Genomic DNA, 21,124 nt, shown 5'->3' with positions numbered 1-21,124 from the left:
GGCCATGGGCGCGGGGTTCTCGGTGGCGACGTCGAGGTCCTGGCTGGGGCGGTTCACGAGGCGGTGCGCCCGCACGGCATATCCGCCGGTGAGAACCAGCGGATATGGGGAGCCAAGAGCGATCACATCAGCCAGGAGCCGTGTGCAGCTCCGGCATCTCCGTCACGCGGCTGCCCGGGTGCGGGAGGCGAGCTGGGAGAAGGCGTCTTCCCGCACGGAGCGCACGGTGCGACCGACAAGGGTGCGCAGCACCGGCCACATCTGGAGGAGCAGGTCCTGGTTGAGGTAGCGGGGCAGGTCGTCGCGCAGGCCCTCGTGCAGGACTGTGCGGTACAGACCCATGCGCTGGCGAGGCTTGCCCATGTCGTACGAGGTCATCCCGGACCAGGCCGTGTGCAGCGGCAGCTCCACGACACCCTGGGTGGGGCCGCGCAACTCGTCCAGCGACTCCGGCAGGCGGCGCCGGAACTTCTCCCGGTACAGCGCGAGGTCCTCGGCGTCCGCGCCCGAGAGGTTCTTCGGCGCGGGTGCGGGGTGCTGTGGGCTGGAGGGCATGACTCCATTATGGCGGCCGGGAAGTAGCGCGGGTCATGATGTGCGAGCCGGCATCCGGAGTGAGCGGGGCGGACCCTCAACGCCCGCACGCGGGACTGCGAGCCGAGAAACCGATTCTGACCACGACGTTTGCGACAGTGCAGGCCCGGGCGTTTCAGGGCGGCGGGCCGATGATCCCGCGGGCCGCGAGTGGTCGCGGCAGGCCCGGGAAGCGTCTCTGATCAGCTTAGGGAAACGTAGTCAGGTGTAGCGCCTGGTACGGGTTCCCACCATGGAGGGGAGGCTTGGACGTGCAGGTGGAAACCCGCGCCCAGGACTGCCCCTCGCGGACGGTGTGTGCTGATCGTCGTCACGCCCTGGTTCCGGAGGGCCGCGCGAGGCAGTCTCCGGACCGTGATGGGGGCCCCGCTCGAGCGAAGTCGAGAGTGGGGGAGTGTCCCTCCGGACACTGGCCCGCCGAGGCGGAGGAGGGTGTCCGGCGTCGCCTGGGCGTCGGACATGCTGCTTGTCGCCGAGTCGGTCCCGTTTTGGACCTGTCCCGGCCGGTCTGGGTGGCAGCCGGTGTGACGACCGCCTTGGTTTCGAGTTTGTCCATCACGGAGCGGATGACCATGGCGCCGCTGGCGCGGTCGGTGACCGTCTTGGCCTGGTGGGTGAGGCCGCGTGCGGGGATCCGGCGCCAGGCGCCCTGGTCCCGGTCGCCCTGCCAGCTGCATGACGGGCAGATCGCCCACTTCCAGCCAGGAACTGTCGGACGGTCGGGAGACTTGCGGTGACGCAGCGGAACCAGGCACTGCGGGCAGTGCTTCGAGGTGTTGCGGGCCGGGACGCTCACCACGGCGATGCCCATCTCGGCGGCCAGATGGCGCATCCGCTCCATGATCTGCCCGCGCACCGTCTGCGACATGCGGGTGTTGTGGTTGCGGCCCATGCCCCGGGCCTCCATCGAGCGGAGATCCTCGATGTAGATGACGGTGGCCCCGGCGCTGATTGCCTGGTCCACGGCCCATCGGGCGGCAGACCACGCCAGAGCGTCATTGAGATTCGACCGGCGGTCGGACACGTGACGGATCTCGTCGGCGAGGATGTGACGCTTGTCCGCCAGGTGGTGCCGTTCACCGCTGCCGATGAGCCGGTCGTACTGGTCAATCCTGGTGTGCAGGTACTCGGACTGCCGGCGCAGGCGGTGCTGCTTGGACAGGACACCGGACGCACGGAACATGCCGCCGCTGCCGAGGGTGGTGATCTTTTGGTCCTCGTGGAGCCGGGCGGCACCCGCACTGAGCAGGGTGTTCAGGCCCCAGTCCACGCCAAGGGCGACCGTGTGGCCAGTACGCCGCGTCTTCGGGACACCATGCGTGTAGGCAAGGTCGGCATGTACGGCGCCCTGGTGGATGCGCAGGGTAGGCAGATGCAGCACCGCACCGGCGGGAACAGTCGGGGGCAGCGTGATCGGGCAGGCCACCCACGTCCAGTCCGCATACGACTGCGGATCCGGGCGGATCGGCAGTTGCAGGCGCAGCAGCGCCCGGCCTGGCTCATCGCCGCGCTCGATGGTGGCCTGCTGGCTGTCGCAGGCGGACAGAAGCAGCATGCGGGCAATCCGGGGAGCGCCTTCCAGCTCGAAGACATCCACCGGCATCCGGTCGTGCTTCTGATGAAAGGAGACGACCTGCCGGGTGCGGGACGTGATGAGGCTGGACGACAGCAACTGGCCACCAGGCACCGCCTCACGGACGGCATCCCACTCCTCGGCAGTGCGCTTCTTCGGATCGGCAGGCCACGCCTTGAGGACGCCGGCGGCCAGATCCGATCGCCACTTCACCGAGCGCAGGGTGCGTCCGGCCTGCTCCTGCGCCATGCGGACGATGCGGTCATTGACCTTCGCGCCAGGCTTGACGGTCCAGCCCAGGCGGCGCAGGGCCATCCAGGCATTCGACGGCAGCTTCTGCCCACCCGCGTCCACGCCGGTGGCCAGCGCGTTCACGTCGAGAGTGTTCCAGTGCTCGCCCAGCAGATCGGCGACCATGCCGGACACCAGACCGGCGGCCCAGCCGACCCGCTCCGCCAGACCACAAGCCCTGAGAAATTCACCGCTCTTCTCATCGACTGCGGTGCGCAGCAGGCCACGGGCGCAGGCGGTGCGGGACGTCTCGTTCTCCGCGAGCGGTAGCTTCCGGCTCATGCGCGCTCTGCGGCTTCGGCGAGCAGCCGTCGGCGGGATTGTGCCGAGCGCATGCCGTACAGGCGTCCGGCGAACGTGGTGAGCAGGGACATGAAGTCTTCGAGGAGTTCTTCGCGGCCCCCGGACTTCTTCGGGTGCAGTACTTCCACAGTCACGCCGTACACGGCGAACAGCTGCTTGAGCCAGCCGACACCGAACCGGGCGAGACGGTCTTCATGGGTGACACGGACGACGGTCACCGATCCGTCGGACACCATCGCCAGGACCCGGCTGAGTCCTGGGCGGTTCTCCTTCAGGCCGGAGCTCCGGTCCTTGACAACCTTGACGACTTCACCGGTGGCCGTGGTCCGCAACTCCTCTTCCTGCGCGGTCAGAGAAGTCTCCTGGCCGGTGGAACCGGAGACACGGACGTACAGCAGCTCCAAGCGAGGGCGGTCGATGCCGCCGCGCTTCATGTTCTCGATGTCGACGGAGGAGAAGCGGCGCTCGCGGCCGACCCAGGTGTACGGGATCTTTTCGTCGATCGCCCACTGGCGGAGCGTCATGGGATGGATTCCCAGACGCTTCGCGGCCTTCGACATGCGCAGCAACTCCATGCCGCACACCGTACACGGAACATTATGGGAAGTTAGGGATAACTAACAGAATCTGTAAGCCTACGCCCAGGTGCGTTCTCATTGCCGGCGGGCTCTGCGGGGAGCGCTGAACAGGAAGCCAGGGGGCTCGTTGTGGCGGGCGCAAGGCGCGGGCTGCCATTCGTTTCTCCCCGGATTCTCCCCAGGGATTCCCCAGAGCCCGTCATGGCTCTGTTTTCTGGAGGTGCGAGAGCAGACAGTGCGAATGGCTGGAGGAGTCGTTGCCTGACCTAGAGCCAGTCCCGCCGCTTGAAAATCACATACAAACTGGCGCAAACCACCCCCATCAAGCCGATCGCGAAGGGGTATCCGAAGCGCCAGCCCAGCTCCGGCATGTGCTGAAAGTTCATGCCGTAAATAGTTCCCACCAGTGTGGGAGCAAAGAGAATGGCGGCCCAGCTCGAGATCTTCTTGAAGTTGTCTACCAGGTCCCGCTGACCTGCGGTGATGCGGCCGCGTCCGCCTCTGAACTGCGCAAGTGAATCTTTCAGCGTTATTCAGGATCGTGCCGCGTTACGCAGTCGATTCTCCCCACGCGCTCCCCAGCACCCTTCATACTCCCCAGATTCTCCCCAGGGATGACCTCACTGCGGGGCAGGGAGACGCGGGAAGCCGGTCCACATGAGGTGCCGTCGAAGCCACGCTGTGTCACTGTCGGCGTTCGGGCCAGACCTGCCAGTAGGTTCTTCGTCTGCTGCTGGTACACGCGTGGCGGCTGCGTTGATCTGCGAAAACGAGAGTGCTGTCGGTGATTGCCGCCAACTTGGTCCGGGAATGGTCCGGATCTTGCACGACGGAACACCTCCGCTCGCGCGGGATGCACACCTCCCTGTGCTCCCCAGTCACCTGTGCCTCCAGCCGACCCCCGCGAGGAGAGAGCCATGCCCGAAGTGCCCGGCATCCCCGATACATCCGGCCGCTCCCGACCAGCCGGATCCTAACGCGGTCATCGATTCCTTGCCGAGCGCGGTGTCCTCTGCGCCTCGCCTATGGGCTGGTATCGCCCGGACGCGCACGAGCAGGTTCTCGGCACGGAACAGGGACGCGAGCGGATCTGGGCCGTGGAGCACGCCGAGATGCTGAACATGCCGGAAGCCTGCCCCCGGCCAGGCCGCGCCCGTGCCTGTCAGGCGGCGTTTCCCGCCGAGGTCCGGGCGGCACCAGGGACCGGGACGGCGCCCGTGTCCTCGGCGACTGCGGCCTTCGCCGGTGCCCCGATTCCGAGCTTCTCGAGGATCTTCTTCTCGATCTCGTTGGCGAGGTCGGGGTTGTCCTTGAGGAAGTTGCGGGCGTTCTCCTTGCCCTGGCCGAGCTGGTCGCCCTCGTACGTGTACCAGGCGCCTGCCTTGCGGACGAAGCCGTTCTCCACGCCCATGTCGATCAGGCCGCCCTCGCGGCTGATGCCCTGCCCGTAGAGGATGTCGAACTCGGCCTGCTTGAAGGGCGGCGCGACCTTGTTCTTGACGACCTTGACGCGGGTGCGGTTGCCGACCGCGTCGGTGCCGTCCTTCAGCGTCTCGATCCGGCGGATGTCGAGCCGCACCGAGGCGTAGAACTTCAGCGCGCGGCCACCGGTCGTGGTCTCCGGGGAGCCGAACATCACGCCGATCTTCTCGCGGAGCTGGTTGATGAAGATCGCGGTGGTCTTGGACTGGCTCAGCGCGCCGGTGATCTTCCGCAGCGCCTGGCTCATCAGACGGGCCTGCAGACCCATGTGGGAGTCGCCCATCTCGCCCTCGATCTCGGCGCGTGGCACCAGGGCCGCGACGGAGTCGATCACGATCAAGTCGATCGCGCCGGAGCGGATCAGGATGTCGACGATCTCCAGCGCCTGTTCACCGTTGTCCGGCTGGGACAGGATGAGGTTGTCGGTGTCGACGCCGAGCTTCTTGGCGTACTCGGGTTCGAGTGCGTGCTCGGCGTCGATGAAGGCCACCGAGCCGCCGGCCTTCTGTGCGTTCGCTACTGCGTGCAACGTCAGGGTCGTCTTGCCGGAGGACTCCGGCCCGTATACCTCCACCACACGGCCGCGGGGCAGACCGCCCACGCCGAGCGCCACGTCCAGCGCGGTCGATCCTGTAGGGATCACCTCGATGGGCTCATTGGGCCGCTCGCCGAGGCGCATGACCGCGCCCCTGCCGAATTTCCGCTCGATCTGTGCGAGCGCGGTGTCCAGCGCCTTTTCGTGGTCGGTTCCTGCCATGAGCGTTCACCCGGTCCGATTGTGTGGCACGCCGCACGTCGGAGGACGTGAGCGTCTACTGCCGACAACGGACGTCTCGGAGATCCCAGTAAACGAACATCCGATCGATTTGCGTGTCCAGTGAAAGGTATCAAACAGAGGGGAGCGGGACGGGTCGCGCACCGGACCGCTCCGGACGCAGGCCGCGCCGCCGCCCGCTTTCCCTCGCTGAGCCGCGGCGCCGCCGAGTGTCGTCACTGCTTCCGAGAATGCCCTCCATCGACTTCGTGACGTATGAGACCTCGCTGCGGTCGGCCTCCTCGCTGGCATGAGGTGTACTCAGGTGGCCGTGCCGATCGCGAAGTCGTAGTCACGCAGTCCTGCTGTCTCTCGGTAACCGGCTCGAGTCGCCTTGCTGAGTCTCGTTGACCTGTTCCCGATGACGCATCATGTTGAGTGTGTCGCGATCCTTGAACCAGCCGCGAAGGGCTCCTGACCTGCGGTTTTGTGTGTGCGCGTCATGTGCGGTGTGGGCGTTACGGGCGATATCTTGACGCTGAAATGACGCTCGCTTGACGCTCGTTCTGATGGGGTATCAGGTCGCGTTCTCTGCTGTTCAGGCCACCTCTCGGGCAGAGGCGGACAGAGCATGCTGTGCGGCGCCTTTCAGCCCGAGGGATTATCGATGTGCTGGTTGGCCCGCAGCGGTTCGTACGGACCGGCGGCAGTCGTGGCGGAGCACTTCGCGCAGGGCGGTGTGCTCCTCATCGTTGGGGAGTTCGCGGGCAAGAGTGCAGCGGACGCGGGGGCTGGCGTCGGCCGCAAGGTGGGTGCCGAGGTGGGCTGTTGCTGCTGTCTGGTCGGTAGTGCACCAGAGGTGGGCGGCCAGGGCGCGGATCCAGGGTGAGGAGTGCCCGGCTAGAACCAGCAGTGGGAGGAGATGCTGGCTGCGCGGCAGTTGAGCGAGAGCCTCCACGATGAGGCTCTCCGCCGGTTCGTCTGGCTGGGCAAGTAGCGGAAGGGCGATTCCGATGATTTCCTCTCCATCGCTGGAGGTCTGGGCCACGTGGGCCGCCGTGCTCAGGCCGTGGTAACGGAGGGTTGCCGTCCCCATGTCCAGCTGGAAACGGTCGTAGACGTGCGCGGTGTTGAGATCGTCCTGGGTGCTGCCGTCGAGGCGTCCACGGGCCGCGTCCAACGCGACGTCGAGATAGCGGGCACGCTGTTCGGGCCCAAGGTAGCCGCTGAGGATGTTGAGGGCGTCGAGTGCCTCCTGCCGCTGTTGAGCCGTGTGATGGTGACTCCGGATTCTCAGAGTGAGAGCGTCGGCAAACGACTCGCGATCGCCCATGGGCAGGAGGCAGCCGATCAGAGGGGCTGCCTGCGAGGGCGATGCGTCGATGTTCGGATTGGTTTCGGTCTGTCGGCCGAGGCTGTGGTCGAGCAACGTCTGGGCCAGAGGCCGGGCGCTGTCGGCGGGAGTTTTGGCCAGTATGAGAGCCAAGGCAGCCTCGGTATTGCCGCTGGCCGCCGCTGTGGTGCAGCGTTCGCTAACCACCGAGGGCTGCAGGCGGAGAGCGTCTTCGCCACGGCCGAGGATCACATTGGCGGCGAACGCATCCGTCAGGAGGACCTGGCACACCCGGTCGACGGCTTCGACGCGTTGCAGGCCGGGGTGGCGGATGGCGATGCGGATGAGCGCCTGGGCGTAGTCCTGCTCTGCACCGCGGTGGCGTCGTCCGGGGCCGGTAAGCACCAGACCTGTGAGGTCGAGGAAGTGCTGGGCCTGCTGCGTGTCGGCAGCGTCAGCAAGGCTAGCGAAGGCGCTGAAAGCGGCTCGACGCACATTGTGTGTACCGAAAGGTACTTCCTGGTCATCGGCGATCTCGGCAAGGGTGACGTCAACCCAGCCCCGCGCCTGCTCGTCGGGGAGCAGGTCTGCCGTAGCGCGCACTGCGGTAAGCGTGCAGTGCCGTCTCCATCGAGGGTGGGCAGCCCAATTGTCGGGGACGGGAAGGTGGAACGGCTCCTCGGGTAGTTGGGCGCCGAGAGTATTGAGGAGTTCGTGGGAGCTGGCGGCGACGAGGTGGTTGACGGCGGCAATAATCTCGCCGTGATCCAGGTGGAAGCGTCCCAGTAGTTCGTGGGCCTCGTGTTCCTCCAGCCAGCTTGCCGTCATGACAGCCTGCCGGAGGTACTAGGTGAGGGCTTGCAGGGTCTCGGCTGGCCGAGCGTGATTCGCAACTCGCCCCCGAGCGCGTTCACGGGCCGAGAAGGGTTCGGGCAGGACGCTGCCGCCGCCTGCGGCACGCAGCGCGGTGGCGGTGGGGTAGGTTTCGCCGATTCGTGCGGTTTGCAGGCCGTAACGGATGCGTACAAGGTTGTGGGCCTCGGCCCATGCCGCAGCATCTTGGTGATTGCGGCGCTGAACAGCCCGCTCGATGGCATCGTCATATCGGTCGAGAGCGTCCTGGGCCCGTCCGGCGTCAGCCAGGTAGCGGGCGTGGCGCGCGAGAAGTAGCGCTGTGACCGGAGGGGGGTACTTGGATCGAGCGGATCCGGCGAGAGCGGTCCACATGACGCCGGACCGGTCGGTATCAGCCAGGCAAGCCAGCAGGCGAGCCTGCCATATCTGATCAGCCTGTTCTGCCGAGGCAGAGAGACTGGTCAAGCCCTCAACCCGCGACCGCAGCAGGTCCGTCCGGTCCGAAGCGACAGCGTGCTCGGCGAACCAGGTGACGGCCATCAGACAGTGCGGGTCAGTGATCTGGAGGGCGTCGATGCTGGCGGCGATGTCATCCAGGGAGACATCGTGGTGGTACTCGAAGGAGGCGAGGTCGCCAAGGGCATTGGCCGCGCGGATGAGCTCGTCAGGTGCCTCGATCTGGTCGTTGACGAGTCGGCGGACAACCGACATTGCACGCCAGACCTCGCCCATTGGTAGCGCGGCGGCAAGGACGGTCACATTCGCGGCTACGCCCTTCGCGTGGTCACCGGCCTCGTGGTGGGCCTTGGCCTGCCGTTGCCGAAGGGAGAGGGCAAGTGGCGCCCACACGGACGTCTCCAGCGCGTCCGCGACGCGCGCATAGAGACGAGCCGCAGAAGCGGGATCGGCGGCCTCCAGCCTCTGGGCTTCCTGAAAGTCCGGGGCCAGCCCAAGGTGTGCGACCGGGCCCCGGATCAGGGCATCAGGTTCGACTTCAGCCGACTGCACCTCTGCGCCGACTGAAGAGAAGCGGGGCTTGAGCCGAGCCGCCAGATCCCGGCGCAGCATGGCTTCGGTGACCTGAGCGGCGGTCGGGGCCCATCCACCGACAAGATGCTCGATGCGGCTCAGGACCTGTTCAGCCGCCCCTGCGGTGTTCCCCACTGCCTCACTGCGCAGGCTGCTGACCGCCTGGGTGTAGTCCCGCTCGTCGCCGTCCTCCAGACGAAGGTGATGAACCCTCAGGGCAGACAGCAAACGCCAGGTCAATTCCCGCGTGGGAACTCCGTGCGTTCCGATTCCGCGGGACACGGCTTCAGCTACAACGTGGTCCAACTGCTCTAGCCTGGCCCGCATCTTGCGGTTCGTGGGACCTGAGCGAGAAGCCTCAGTGCGGAACTCTTCCGGCCCCCGTCCCGAAGCGATGCCGGCGAGCCCGGCTACCTCGTGGCCATGGGTATTTCGGTCGGTGACCGCGAGTGCAAGCCGGTAGCGGCCCGCCTGGATCTCGCCCCAATGTTCGATGACCTCACGCAGGTAAGAGCCGACCAACGCCACGGTCGCATCGCTGGACGGCACCACATTGGGGTCGCGCCGGTCCCCAATGGCTACCCGAAACTCTTCACCGCCCTGGCGCGGCCGGGCTGTGATCAGAATGTCGTCGACCTTGCTGAACTGGCTCGCCTGGAGCTTGATCTCCACCGGTACGAGCACTGGGTCGCCGAGTTCTTCCAAAGTATCGCCGGTCAGCAACGAGGCGAGAAGAACGGCGGCGTAGCGGGCCGCGCCGCCGGCCCCGAAGCTGCCGGACCATCCGGCCTACCAGCAGATCATGGCGGTGGTCGCCGCGGCCGACGCCCCGCTGCGGGCGCGGCAGGTGTGCGAGGCGATGGATCTCAAGATCGCGCCCCAGCACCATCAACAACACCCGCCTGAAACTCAAGCGGCTGACCGAGCGCGGCATCCTGGTCGAGACCGAGCAGGGCTTGTTCACCCAGCCGCGGCCGTAGCCGCCCGGCGACGCCGCGGCCAGCCTGCCTACCCCAGTCGACAAGGCAATACGGACATCAACTCACGTACCCCCCTGAGGATTGGTCGCTTCGGGAGGGGTCCCGAAGCCTGAACGCTAACCTCCGGTGCATGGGAAGCATCAGTACCTGGTGGATCTACGTGGCCTTCGGAGCTGGCCTGCTGTGGCCGATGCACACATGGAAGGGAGTGTCATCGTTCATAGTCATGGTGACCGCCGTGTCCCACTGGTCGTGGCCGGGGGTGACGAATCCGATTCTTCCATTTGGACTCCTATTTGCTGCCCTCTTTGTCACCTTTTGGTCGCATTCCCTTGCGTGGAACGCGCCGTGGAGTGTTTGGGAGCATCAGCAGCACGACTACCGCGCCATCGTTTTGGGGTTGTTCAGCTTTCTTCTTTTTGGCAATCTCGGCTCGCCACATTGAGCCACTCGGTGGCTACGGCGACTTCTTCCGGCTCCGCCGAGGTGGCTCCAGCGGGCCCCAGTTTGTTCTGGTTGCCGGGAGCGTCGTAGTGCGGCGCCCAGCAACGTCAACAACGTCCGGCTGAAGCTCAAGCGGCTGGTCGAGCGCGGGATCCTGGTCGAGACCGAGCAGGGGTTGTTCACCCAGCCGCGGCCGTAACCGCCAGGCGACGCCGCGGCCGGCCCGCACACTCCTCCCGAAAGCGCGAAACGGACATCAATTCACGTACCGCCCTCTTAAACAGCGGATCCTGGCCCGCGGGGACCTCCCCGAGGTCTGACCTGAGGGAAGTGCCGCTGGCCCCAATGCGGGCCAGCGGCACTGTTGGACGGCTAGGCCGTCACCTCGTCGATGGCAGCGACGATCAACTCAGGCACGGTGGCGAGAGCGCTGTCCAGCAGGTATTCGATCGCTACAGCGTCTTTGCTTCGGTTGACGTCGATCTGCGCTGTCCACTGCCCCGGCTGGTAGCGAGCGAGCATCGAAAGCGCGAAGAGCGCTGACCACCAGGACAGCAGCGGGTGAAGCTGACGGTCGTCCCCGCCGAACCGTGCATGGATCACTCGGGCGGAATCTGTCAGGCTGCGCCCCTTCCATGGGGCTATATCTTCAAATTTGCGCTTTGCGGCTTCCTCTCCATATTCAACATCCCATACGAGTCGACAGTCGATGGTGCCTTGCCTCTCATCCCAGCTTTCCGGCCCGTTATCAGGGATGCCGCCGATCGACCGGAAGCGGTAGCCGTTCAACGCCGGATAGTCAGCAAGCCACGCACGCACGGCCTGTTCACGATCTTTGGGATCCGAGTGCTTTTGGAGGTCGCCGGGCAGCCCAGAGACTATGGCCTGCAAGGTGTTGGCATCCACCTGGTAAGTCTCTCGACTGATTGAGAGCTGCGGATGGATCGTCGACTGCAAGGGCCAGAGGCTGACCTCCAAGATCGCTGCCCACACGTCCGCGAGACGGGTTTCCTCAGACAGAGATCGCGATCCGAGCATCGCTGCAACCTGGGTGAATGACTCAGCTCCCGCCGTACCCTTATCCGTGATGATCACCGAGCCTAGGTCCGGCTGATCCATTCGTGTTGCAGATATTCCATGGCCGTTCAGGCGGCACTTGTCCATGGGGACCCGGGCACACGCCGCGATGGCCCTGCCTGCCTGGCTCAGGCCGTAGAAGAGTACAAGGGGCCTGGAAGCCGGCCCAACCGAGGCTGCCGCTGTGAACAGTTGCTCCGACTGCTCCAGCGCTGAGCTGAACAGCTTCTGGCGCGAGCCGCTGCTTGCGTAGCCGGGCGGTGCCGCACGGAGTTCCCGAAGGGCCCTCCATACTGCTGCTGTCGGAGGGTACGTCTGATCACGGTATGTCGGATACGGCCTGCGAACCATCGCCCCATCCTGCCAGCACAGAGACTGGTCCCCGGGCGCTTGCCTCCCGGGTGGACCTGTGACGTCACCGCGTATTCACCGCAGCCACCCGCAGAAACCCGGTGACAGCCGGACAGCGCCGGACCCTCCCTGTGATCGCCGAGGGCGGTCCGGCGCTCTTTTGCGTGAGGCTGCACATGCTCTGACCAGTAAAAACGCCCTCCCGAAGAAGGGCGGAGACTAGGCGCCCCCGGCAGGACTCGAACCTGCGGCCAAGCGCTTAGAAGAAGCCTGCTCTGTTCCTCGGTGGCGTCCCGCCAGGTGAACGCGCTTGTAGCGGTGCTCCTGCCTGTTGCTGGGGGGTGTAGCTCTCCTGCCGTGAGATCGTTCAGGCCGTCAGGCGGTAATCGGCCTGGTCGGGGCGGGGATAGAGACGTGTGTGTTCCTGACGCACGTGATAGTGCCAGTAGGCGGTGAAGTCGCCGTTGCTGATGATCGCGCGGAGTTGGAGGAGGGCTTCGGCGCCGGGGACGCTCCAGCGGCTTCCGGTGATCGCGAGGTGGTCGGCGACCAGGTGCCGGGCTGCTCCCTCGATCGCGCCGCTGCCGATCGGCCAGCCCTGGGCGAGGGCCTGGTCGTAGGAGGAAGGCGGTGTTGTTGGCCAGGTAGCGGACGGCTTTGTCGCGGCGGCGCGCTGCTCGCCGGTCAGATTGTGGTGGTCGGCCTCGGCGTTCAGGGCGGTGACGGTGTCGTTGGTGGCACCGTTGAGGAGGCGGGCGGCGTGGGCGGCGACCCAGTCCTCGGCGCCGGGATCAGAGGGGCCGAAGAAGCTGCGGGCGGCGGCCCAGAGTTTCTCCAGGACGTGCGATGTCGAGGACGATGTGGATCTTTGCGTCAGGGCGGGCGGCTTCTGCCTGGATCAGGTCGAGTTGGTGGCGGGCGCCGTCGACCAGGACGATCCAGTCGCGCCGGTGTTCGGGGTCGCGGGCTTCTGCCTGGTCGAAAGCTTGGCCTATGACCGTCTCGGGGTCCTTCTCGACGGAGCCGGTAAGCCACTTGTGTGGGGCCCGGGGTCCGGGGCGGGCCGGCGGTTTCCGGTGCGGCCGCCGGGCGGGGCGATGACGTCGTGCGGGCGGCGCACGGCCGGGTCGGTGTCGTAGACGCAGGCCAGGGTCGCCATCCGTTTCCGGTTCGCCTTCTCGCCCTGGGACAGCCGGGTGCGGAAGACGTGCTGGGCGCGCTGGGCGGCGCGGGCGGTGTCGGTGCGCAGATGCCCGGGCCTCATCACGATGCCCGTGCCGTCGACGCTGAGGACCAGCAGCGTGGAGGCGCTTGCCGGGGCGGGGGTGCGGGCGGCGTAGAAGGCGGCGACGTCGGTGGCGGCGGCCTTCACGAGGTGCTCGAGCTGGCGTTTGCCCACGACGTTGCCGCAGGCCCGGCCGACTGCTTGAAGCGCGCAGTCGTAAGAGCCACGGACTGCTTCGAGCACCGCGAGACGGCGCAGGCCGAGGCTGTGTCGCTCGCGCGGCAGTGCGAGGTGTGCGTCGGCCGGACAGAGGTTGGGCAGCCCTGCGGCGCGCAGCGCGCACCGGGTCACCGTCACCGTCCCGACCACCGTGGCCAACTCGCGCTGGTGGCCCGTCTCCAGGCGCCTGCGCCCACGGCCGAGCCGGGCCCGGCCGGGCGCGTCCAGCACGGACAGAGCCCGCTCTTCCCGCTCGGCGCAGGTCGAGATGGCCCTGCAAAAGGAGGCGGGCCACCTCCCGGCCGCCGGCCGCGGCCATCTCCTCCACCTCCTGGTGGGGCAGCCGGAGCGCATCGGGGCGGGCGAAGTCGGTGAGCAGAGACGTGAAGAAGGAAACGGCGCGGGCAAACGGGTCAGCTATCGCGGCGCTCTGGGTTCCATCGGGCTCTCGCTTCCACGGCATCGGGCTGGTTTCGTCGCCTCCGACGCTAGGAGCGCGAGCCCGTCGCCTTCACCGGCGCGTCAGCGCCGACTCGCATCTCCCGGCTGCCCGGGCGCACGACCCGCGGGCATCGGCGTGCCCCGCGCGGCGAACAGTCCCGGCTCCAGTTCCGCGATCCAGTCCCGTTCCACCAGCCGTTTCAGCTTCGAACGCAACCCCTCCACCTTGTTCTTGTCGGTCGACAGCCCGAGCGCGGCGCATAGCTGGTGCGCCCGCATCGGACGCACCGCGTCACCAAGGACTTCCACGATGTCCCGGTACGAGGACGGCAGCACGCCCGCGTCCAACTCCGCCGACCAGACCGGCACCAGCCGCACCCCCACCGGCGACCCCACCCCGGCCACCGGCCCGTCCGCCGACTCCACCACACGGTCATCGTCGGTCTCGGGACCGGTCACCGCATCGTCCGCGGACAGGACCTCGGGCATCGTCTCCCGCGTGATCTCCAGCCGGGGCACCACCCCTTCCTCCTCGACCAGAAGGGCCTTCAACTCCTCGATCTGCCCACGCAGTTCAGCGATCCGATGCCGTGCAGCAGCCTCCCGCCGCTCCAGTTCCTCCAGCCACGACACCATCGCCGTCTCCCAGCCCCGAACCCTGGACACGACGATCCGGCAAACGATCCCCGGCAGCAACAACCCACCAAGGCGATCTCACTGGAGAAGAGGCACACCCTTCTTCGGTTGTGCCGCTTTCCTGAAGGCTGGTCGGATCTGCACCCTAATTGGTTGCCTGCGAGTGTTACAGCTGGGACGTTAGGCCGTGGGACGCCGGGCAGGACCTGGCCAGTTGCCGCCACCGTGGACACCCCCGCCGCTGCCACACGACGAGCGGGTGTCCGGTCAACTGGCCGCCCGGCATGGCGGTCAGGGTGCCGCTGCGATCGGCCCGGACGACATGGCCGGCCGGGCGAGGGCGACCTGGACCGGCTGCAGCGGTCGGGCCGGCGAGGTACAGGCCGGCGCCGATTCTCAGTTGGTCCAGACGACCGGGCTGTCGCGGTACGCGTCGCCCTCGTCGAACGAGGCGCCGGTGATGGGCGAGCTTTTCGTGGCGCTGAGCGCGCAGGTCTCGTACGACGCACCCTTGGTGGTGAACTCGGTGGGCGCGCTCTCGCGGTCGCACTTGCCCGGGATGTCACCGAACAGTACGACGCCCGTACCGGTGCCACCCTCCAGCACACCGTCCAGCTTCAGCGACGCGTAGGACAGGTCGGTGCCGCCGACGTTCTCCACCTTCATCTTGATGAAGTAGGGCGTCATTCCCTTCGCCTTCGCACCGAAGGCGGCCATGTCGGCCTCGGCGCCCTTCTCGATCGCCGTGACGGTTACGGCGATGGTGCCCTTCTTCTCGCTCGTGTACCTGAAGGGCAGGACAGCCCTGTCGCCGACCTTGAGTTCCGTGCCCGGCGCGGCGACGTCACCCTCGACCGGCGCGGCATTGTCGTCGCCGCTGTCGGCAGCCGGGCTCTCGCTGCCTGGCGCGGACGAGGCCGGGGCCGACGCCGCCGATGCCGCCGGCGAATCCTGCGCCACCGGCCCTCCCTCGTCGCTGGAGCAGGCCGAAAGCCCGAGCCCCATGGTGGCCAGAGCAGCCGCGAACACGATACGTCCCTTGTGCACTTACTACTACCTCACTGGTAACGAGAGCTGCCCGATACGGCAGCTCGGAACAGTCGATGGTTTCGAGAAATGACCGGCCACACAGCCGGACATGCCAGAGCGTATTCCGGCCCGGTGGCGGAGTGTGACGGTCATTTGACCCACACCGGAGTGCGCGCAGGCCCCGACCGGGTGCGCTCTCGACCGGGCGGCCGGATCAGGTGACATCGAGGACGTGCCGGGCGCGCACGTGGAACATGCTCCGCCTGCGCGTGTAGACGGCGATGCTGCCCGCGTCCTCCAGCCACAGCTCGGCGTGGCGGTCCTCGACGACCACCAGCCGCTCGTCGTACATCCAGAAGCCGTGGCCCGGGGCGAGCTTCAGTGAAGCGGAGAACGGCACGATGGCAGCTCCACCGTGTGCAACCCGATGACGCCGATAAGCCGGTCAAGCTGGGCGGCGAGCACGGCCTGCGGGCTCTACGACTGGGCAAAGCTCCCTACAGGAGAGCTACACCCGTTGCTGGGGTCGCGCTGATTCGCCCACGGCAGACACATTGGGTGCGCAACGGACTGGAACAACGCGGCGAAGCAAGCAAACCTAGAGCGGTCCGGAGAAGTGCGGTTGCGGCCGGCTGTTCCTGTGTGCAGTTGGATGCCAGGAGCGCGGAGGCGGGCGGCAACATAGCCGACGATCGCCGGTTAGCCAAACCGGCGATTCTGCAGACCATTGAATCTGTCGCGCTGATCTCCGCGTGGCACATTCAGTCGTCTTCCCTGAGGAGTTCAAAGCCGTGTATGTCGAAGTCATGGAAGAAGAGTGGTTGCTTTCCGAGGAGCAGGTTCGATCGCTGCTCAAGTCGATTCATGGGCGCGTGGGTGCCAATCGCTCGGTGTACCCCTTCATGCGTACCGTGGCCGAGCAGGCTCTGTTCCCACGTGAGGCTCGCGCCCTGCGCGTGAGTGACGTGGTGCTCCCGGAGGGCGACGGGGATAAGTTGACGGTCTTTCGCAATGGGGAGGCGAGGGAGATACCCCTCCAGCCGCAGTCCGTCGAGTTCCTCCTTGAGTGGATCAGCGATGCTGGTCTGCAGGAGGACGACTTGCTGTTTCCCGGTATGCGAGGCGGGCCGATCTCGGCTTCCGACTATAAGCAGATCTGGAAGCAGGCCCAAGAGGCCGTCCTTCCGCGGGACGAGCTGTTCTCGTGGCGCCTGGGGGAGCCCATCTCCATCCTTCGCGATTCCTGCCTGGCGAAGTGGCTGAGGGCGGGCATCTCACCCGTCACGGTTGCCGAGTGGGCCGGCGTGACCCCGAGGTGGCTGGCGCAGCGTTACCCGCACTGCTTCCGCGCGGAGGACGTCGAGACCGACTGAGGCCACCTGGCCGCAGTCCTGGCCCTTCTGGACTCGCCCAAGCCGTAATTCCCGCCCCCCCGTTCAGGTTCCTGCTCAGAGCGCGGGCGCCACCAGCACATTTTCCTCCGCACCGATGGTCCCCATCCCAACGAAGCCGTCACGTGATCAGTCTCCCTCTCGTCGGAGCCCTCCGTGACGCGGTCCCACTGCCCTGACAAGGCTGGTTGACCTTCGTCCTGGACCGCCCGACGGCCCGGGCCCACTGCCCCGGGATCTCATCCACCTTCACCGGCAAGGACCCACCCATGCCTGCACACCCGTCATCTGACCGATCCGGAGTACCAGACGCGGGCAGCACCACCCGCCAAGCGTTCCTGAACGTGAGGGACGCGGCCGAGTATCTCGGCCTCTCGCCCCCACACCCTCTACGTCTGGCGGCACCGGCGCCAAGGACCGCCGAGTTTCCGGATGGGGCCACGCGGCCGTGTCATGTACCGCGTTCAGGCTCTGGATGTCTGGGTCCGTGAACAAGAGCGGGCCGATTCCCGCTCGAACGCCGCTCTGAACCCCCTCAACACGGCACCACAGACCCGCCCCGACTACGAGACAAGCGCTTAACGCGTGCTGATCCACCTCTCATCGCCTAACCCGAAGGGGTCGCTTGGCCGGCTACATCGAAGACCGTTGGATCAAGAAGAAGAAAGACCCCGTCAGCGGCAAGCGCGAACGCACGACCCGCTACGGCAAGGGCTCCCGGTACCGAGTCGCCGGCATCCCTGGTGTCCGGGACAAGTCCTTCGACACGCTCGAAGACGCCAAGACATGGCTGCGTCAGGCGGGCACCGACAGCGAACGCGGCGAATTCGTCGATCCGCGCGACGGCTCCATCGCCCTGGAGGACTACGTCGTCCGCTACTGGCAAGCGGGAGTCCAGGGCGTCCCCGGCACCGTCAAGCGCATCGACGAGCGGGTCCGGCTCCACATCCGGCCTCATCTCGGGGTGGTGTCCCTGCGTGACATCACACCGACGGTACTGCGGGGCTACATTGCCACGCTGGTGAGGGAGCTCTCTCCGCGGTACTCGCGACAGATCCTCTCGACGCTCTCGAACATCTTCGAGACCGCCATCGACGACAAGCGGTTGGTGTGCAACCCGCTGCGGGCCAAGTCGGTGCGTTGGCCCAGGGCGCCTGACGACCAGCGGGAAGCCCGGCCGCTGGAGACCGCGCTGCGGGTTCGGGACTCGGTCAACCCGCGCTATCGCATTGCCGCCGTGGTTGCCCTGGGCTGCGGACTGCGACAGGGCGAGGTGTTCGGGCTGTCACCGGAGGACGTCGACTTCCGTCGCGGACTGCTGCGCGTCCGTCGGCAGGTTCAACTCCTTCACGGGCGCTTGTACTTCACGCTCCCGAAGGGCGGCAAGACTCGCGTCGTCGATATGCCTTCCTCGGTCGCCTCGGCGCTGGCCGAGTACTTCATGGAGTACCCGGCTGTCGAGGTCGAGCTGCCGTGGGGCGGTCCGGAGCCCGACCGGGAGAGGGAGAAGTTCCCGCTCATCCTGACCACGACGTACGGCAACGCGATCCGGGCGAACATCTTCAACGTCGACGTGTGGAAGCCCGCCCTGGGCGCGGCCGGTGTGATCCCCGTGCGGAAGCAGGGCGAGCGCTGGAAGGCGTCCCGCAAGGACGGCTTCCACGTGCTGAGGCACACGTACGCCTCGGTCATTCTCGAAGCGGGAGAATCCGTTGTCACCCTTGCGCGCTGGCTCGGGCACTCCAGCCCGACCATCACCTTGGACTTCTACGCCCTCTTCATGCCCGAGGCCGGCGGGAAGGGGCGCGGTGCCATCGACGCCCTGCTCAATCGGACTCCGGGAACCGCATAGAAGTAACGATTCCCCATGGTGTGGGAACAGGAGGGGCGCGGCGCTGCTGCGCCCCTCCTCGATGTTTCGTAGCCTGCAAAGTTGCTTACTCTCCGTATCTGTCAACGCTCCGGGTGGTCAATGGTGCGGAGGGAGCGATCCAGGCAGAGTCCTCGCGATGGGGGAGGTCGGCCGAAGCGAGGCGCGTTTCATTCTCCCCAGATTCTCCCCAGCGGCTTGAACGGTGCCTGTGGCAGCCATGTTCGCGCCGTCGGGCCCGGTGTGCCGACGCTTGCGAGCCGACTACTCAGAGCCAGTCGCGCCTCTTGAAGATGACGTACAAACTGGTGCAAACAACCGCCATCAGGGTGATCGCGAAGGGGTATCCGAGTACCCAGTGCAACTCCGGCATGTGGTCGAAGTTCATGCCGTAGACCGTCCCGACCAGCGTCGGAGCGAACAGGATCGCCGCCCATGACGAGATCTTCTTGATCTCCTCGTTCTGCTCGAACCCCGCCTCCGCCAGCGCCCGCATCTCCGCGTTCTGCTGCTGCGTGACCAGGGTGGCGTTCACCGTGAGGATGTCCTGGAGGGCCTGGCGGAAGCCGTCGACGCGCTCGCTGGTGTGGGTGACGTGGTCGGCGACGTCCCGGAGGTAGCGCTGGAGTTCTTCGTCCGTCTCGTACTTGGCGAAGCCGGCCATCAGGCCGTGCAGCATGCCGACCAGGGGGCGGGTCGCGCGCTGGAACTCGACCATCTCGCGGGAGAGTTCGTAGATACGGCGGGAGACCTCGGGATCGCCGCGGAAGACCTCGGTCTCGATCTCGTCGATGTCGTTCTGGACGCCGACGACCACCGGCACGTAGCCGTCGACCACCGCGTCCAGGATCGCGTACAGCACCGCCTCCGGGCCCAGTTTCAGCAGCTCGGGCGTCTCCTCCATGCGCCGGCGGACCGCCGACAGGTCCGGCGCCGCGCCATGCCGGACGGTGATCAGGAAGTCGGGGCCCACGAACACGTGCAGCTCGCCGAAGTCGACCTCCTCCGGGGCGTCGAGGTAACGGGCGGCACGCAGGACGACGAAGAGCGTCTCGCCGTAGCGCTCCAGTTTCGGGCGCTGATGGGCCTCCATCGCGTCCTCGACAGCGAGCGGGTGCAGGTCGAACTCGGCGGCGAGGGAGAAGAGTTCACTCTCGGTCGGGCGGGCCAGGCCGATCCACGCCATGCCGCACGGCTGCTCGCGCAGCTCGCGGAACGTCTCCGCGAGCGAACCCGGCGTGGAGACCCGCACGCCGTCCCGGTACAGCGCCGCCTGGACGATGCTCGCCGGTTCCGTCTCGGAAGAATCGGAAGAATCGGAAGAGGTCGACTCCCCGTCAGCGCCGGGTGGGTCCGGCGGCGCGGCCGGCGGGGTCAGGGCGCGGCGCCAGACGGACTTTCTGGAGTTCTTCGAGGCGGGGCGGGCGCGTCGCTCGGACATCATGGCTGCCTCTCCGCTCGAGCCGGCATCTGCGGGCATCTGCATCTGCGGGCATCTGCGTGATCACAGAGCAGGATATACGGGGCGAACGTTGCCTGTCGGGGCGCTAGCGTGCTGCGCATGACGAAGACGACCGCGACGGCCCCCGTGCTCGGCACCCGCGCCCTGAACCGCGCGACCCTCGACCGTCAGCTGCTGCTGCGCCGCTCGCCGTTGTCCGCGAAGGCGGCCGTGGAACACCTGATCGGGCTCCAGGCGCAGAACGTGAAGCCCCCGTACTACGCTCTCGCCGCCCGCCTCGACGGCTTCACCCCGGGGGAACTGTCCGGGCTGATGGCCGACCGGGAGGCCGTCCGTATCGTCACCATGCGCTCGACCATCCACACCCACACCGCCGACGACTGCCTCACCCTGCGGCCCCTGGTGCAGCCCGCCCGGGACCGGGAACTCGTCAATTTCCGCAAGGGGCTCGAAGGCGTCGACCTCGACCGGCTCGCCGTGCTCGCCCGCACCCTCGTCGAGGCCGAGCCGCGCACCATGAAGCAGCTGCGCGATGCCCTGCTCGCCGAGTGGCCGGACGCCGATCCGCAGGCCCTCGCCATCGCCGCCCGCTGCAAGCTGCCCCTCGTGCAGATCACCCCGCGCGGACTGTGGGGCCGCAGCGGCCAGGTCGTCCTCACCACCGCCGAGCACTGGCTGGGCCGCCCCACCGAGCCTACGCCCACCCCCGACGCCACCGTCCTGCGCTATCTCGCCGCCTTCGGCCCGGCCTCCGTTAAGGACATGCAGACCTGGGCCGGCCTGACCCGCCTGCGCGAGGCCTTCGAACGCCTCCGCCCCGTTCTCGTCACCTTCCGCGACGAGAGGGGCGTCGAACTCTTCGACCTCCCGGACGCGCCCCGCCCCGACCCGGACATCCCGGCCCCGCCCCGCTTCCTCCCCGAGTTCGACAACCTCCTCCTCTCCCACGCCGACCGCACCCGCGTCGTACCGTCCGAGTACCGGGGCCGCAGCTGGCAGGGCAACCAGGCCTACCGCACGCTCCTCGTCGACGGGTTCCTGGCGGGCGTGTGGAAGCTGGAGCAGGACACGCTCGTCGTCCAGCCCTTCGGCACGCTCACCAAGGCGCAGAAGGGCGAGGTGGCCGCCGAAGGGGAGCGGATGCTCGCCGTGATGCACCCGCAGACGTCCTACGACCTCCGGTTCGGCCCTGTGCTGCGGTAGCCCG

14 protein-coding genes and 3 pseudogenes are annotated in these 21,124 nt (G+C 67.1%); 4 read left to right on the top strand and 13 right to left on the bottom strand.

All coding sequences use genetic code 11. The features are described from left to right. Positions 1–162 precede the first annotated feature (162 nt). The 7 genes and pseudogenes from AB0I77_RS41595 to AB0I77_RS41565 all read right to left on the bottom strand — a co-directional run bounded on the left by AB0I77_RS41595 (position 163) and on the right by AB0I77_RS41565 (position 9,515). Positions 163–555 (bottom strand): hypothetical protein, encoded by a 393-nt coding sequence (locus AB0I77_RS41595; protein ID WP_363288037.1) that lies wholly within the window; start codon positions 553–555, stop codon positions 163–165. Positions 556–904: 349 nt separating this feature from the next. Continuing rightward, entirely contained in the window at positions 905–2,740 is a 1,836-nt protein-coding gene (locus AB0I77_RS41590) for a zinc ribbon domain-containing protein (protein WP_363288036.1), read from the bottom strand. Continuing rightward, the gene (locus AB0I77_RS41585; RefSeq protein WP_363288035.1) at positions 2,737–3,336 is read right to left on the bottom strand and encodes an IS607 family transposase; all 600 of its coding nucleotides are present in this window, start codon (positions 3,334–3,336) and stop codon (positions 2,737–2,739) included. Before AB0I77_RS41585 ends, AB0I77_RS41590 begins: the two co-directional genes overlap by 4 nt. A gap of 269 nt (positions 3,337–3,605) precedes the next feature. Continuing rightward, a pseudogene (locus AB0I77_RS41580) lies at positions 3,606–3,788 on the bottom strand (CorA family divalent cation transporter); the annotation flags it as partial. Positions 3,789–4,501: 713 nt separating this feature from the next. Continuing rightward, positions 4,502–5,578: a recombinase RecA gene (gene recA / locus AB0I77_RS41575; RefSeq protein WP_363288034.1), complete on the bottom strand. Its 1,077-nt coding sequence runs from the start codon at positions 5,576–5,578 to the stop codon at positions 4,502–4,504. A 658-nt stretch (positions 5,579–6,236) separates the two neighbouring features. Then, the gene (locus AB0I77_RS41570) at positions 6,237–7,736 is read right to left on the bottom strand and encodes a hypothetical protein (RefSeq protein WP_363288033.1); all 1,500 of its coding nucleotides are present in this window, start codon (positions 7,734–7,736) and stop codon (positions 6,237–6,239) included. Between the two features lie 18 nt (positions 7,737–7,754). Next, positions 7,755–9,515, bottom strand: coding sequence for a hypothetical protein (locus AB0I77_RS41565; RefSeq protein WP_363288032.1), 1,761 nt, complete (start codon positions 9,513–9,515; stop codon positions 7,755–7,757). 387 nt (positions 9,516–9,902) lie between these two features. On the opposite strand from AB0I77_RS41565, the gene AB0I77_RS41560 reads away from it, so the two are divergent. Continuing rightward, a complete protein-coding gene (locus AB0I77_RS41560) occupies positions 9,903–10,217 on the top strand; it encodes a hypothetical protein (RefSeq protein WP_363288031.1) in 315 nt (104 codons plus the stop codon). Positions 10,218–10,588: 371 nt separating this feature from the next. On the opposite strand, the gene AB0I77_RS41555 is transcribed toward AB0I77_RS41560, so the two are convergent. From AB0I77_RS41555 to AB0I77_RS41535, 5 genes and pseudogenes are all read right to left on the bottom strand, one after another. Then, on the bottom strand, positions 10,589–11,335 hold the full coding sequence (locus AB0I77_RS41555) for a YaaC family protein (RefSeq protein WP_363288030.1): 747 nt from the start codon (positions 11,333–11,335) through the stop codon (positions 10,589–10,591). A 676-nt stretch (positions 11,336–12,011) separates the two neighbouring features. Further along, positions 12,012–13,551, bottom strand: a pseudogene (locus AB0I77_RS41550) (ISKra4 family transposase). A 59-nt stretch (positions 13,552–13,610) separates the two neighbouring features. Beyond that, positions 13,611–14,195 (bottom strand): hypothetical protein, encoded by a 585-nt coding sequence (locus tag AB0I77_RS41545; RefSeq protein WP_363288029.1) that lies wholly within the window; start codon positions 14,193–14,195, stop codon positions 13,611–13,613. Positions 14,196–14,561: 366 nt separating this feature from the next. Next, complete coding sequence (locus tag AB0I77_RS41540) at positions 14,562–15,170, bottom strand: hypothetical protein (RefSeq protein ID WP_363288049.1); 609 nt, start codon at positions 15,168–15,170, stop codon at positions 14,562–14,564. Positions 15,171–15,459: 289 nt separating this feature from the next. After that, a pseudogene (locus AB0I77_RS41535) lies at positions 15,460–15,668 on the bottom strand (Scr1 family TA system antitoxin-like transcriptional regulator); the annotation flags it as partial. A 317-nt stretch (positions 15,669–15,985) separates the two neighbouring features. Here AB0I77_RS41535 and AB0I77_RS41530 point away from each other — a divergent pair. Together AB0I77_RS41530 and AB0I77_RS41525 are read left to right on the top strand one after the other, a co-directional pair. Beyond that, a complete protein-coding gene (locus AB0I77_RS41530; protein WP_363288028.1) occupies positions 15,986–16,567 on the top strand; it encodes a tyrosine-type recombinase/integrase in 582 nt (193 codons plus the stop codon). Positions 16,568–17,210: 643 nt separating this feature from the next. Then, positions 17,211–18,437, top strand: coding sequence for a site-specific integrase (locus AB0I77_RS41525; protein WP_363288027.1), 1,227 nt, complete (start codon positions 17,211–17,213; stop codon positions 18,435–18,437). Positions 18,438–18,723: 286 nt separating this feature from the next. Here AB0I77_RS41525 and AB0I77_RS41520 read toward each other — a convergent pair whose 3' ends face one another. Continuing rightward, a complete protein-coding gene (locus tag AB0I77_RS41520) occupies positions 18,724–19,896 on the bottom strand; it encodes a magnesium and cobalt transport protein CorA (RefSeq protein WP_363288048.1) in 1,173 nt (390 codons plus the stop codon). Positions 19,897–20,016: 120 nt separating this feature from the next. Between AB0I77_RS41520 and AB0I77_RS41515 the strand changes: the two genes are divergently transcribed. Continuing rightward, complete coding sequence (locus AB0I77_RS41515; protein ID WP_363288026.1) at positions 20,017–21,120, top strand: winged helix DNA-binding domain-containing protein; 1,104 nt, start codon at positions 20,017–20,019, stop codon at positions 21,118–21,120. Positions 21,121–21,124 lie beyond the last annotated feature (4 nt).

Origin of the sequence: Streptomyces sp. NPDC050619 (genome assembly GCF_040654815.1) — a bacterium.
In the GTDB taxonomy this organism is placed as follows: Bacteria; Actinomycetota; Actinomycetes; order Streptomycetales; family Streptomycetaceae; genus Streptomyces.
This window is presented reverse-complemented; position numbering and strand designations above follow the sequence as displayed.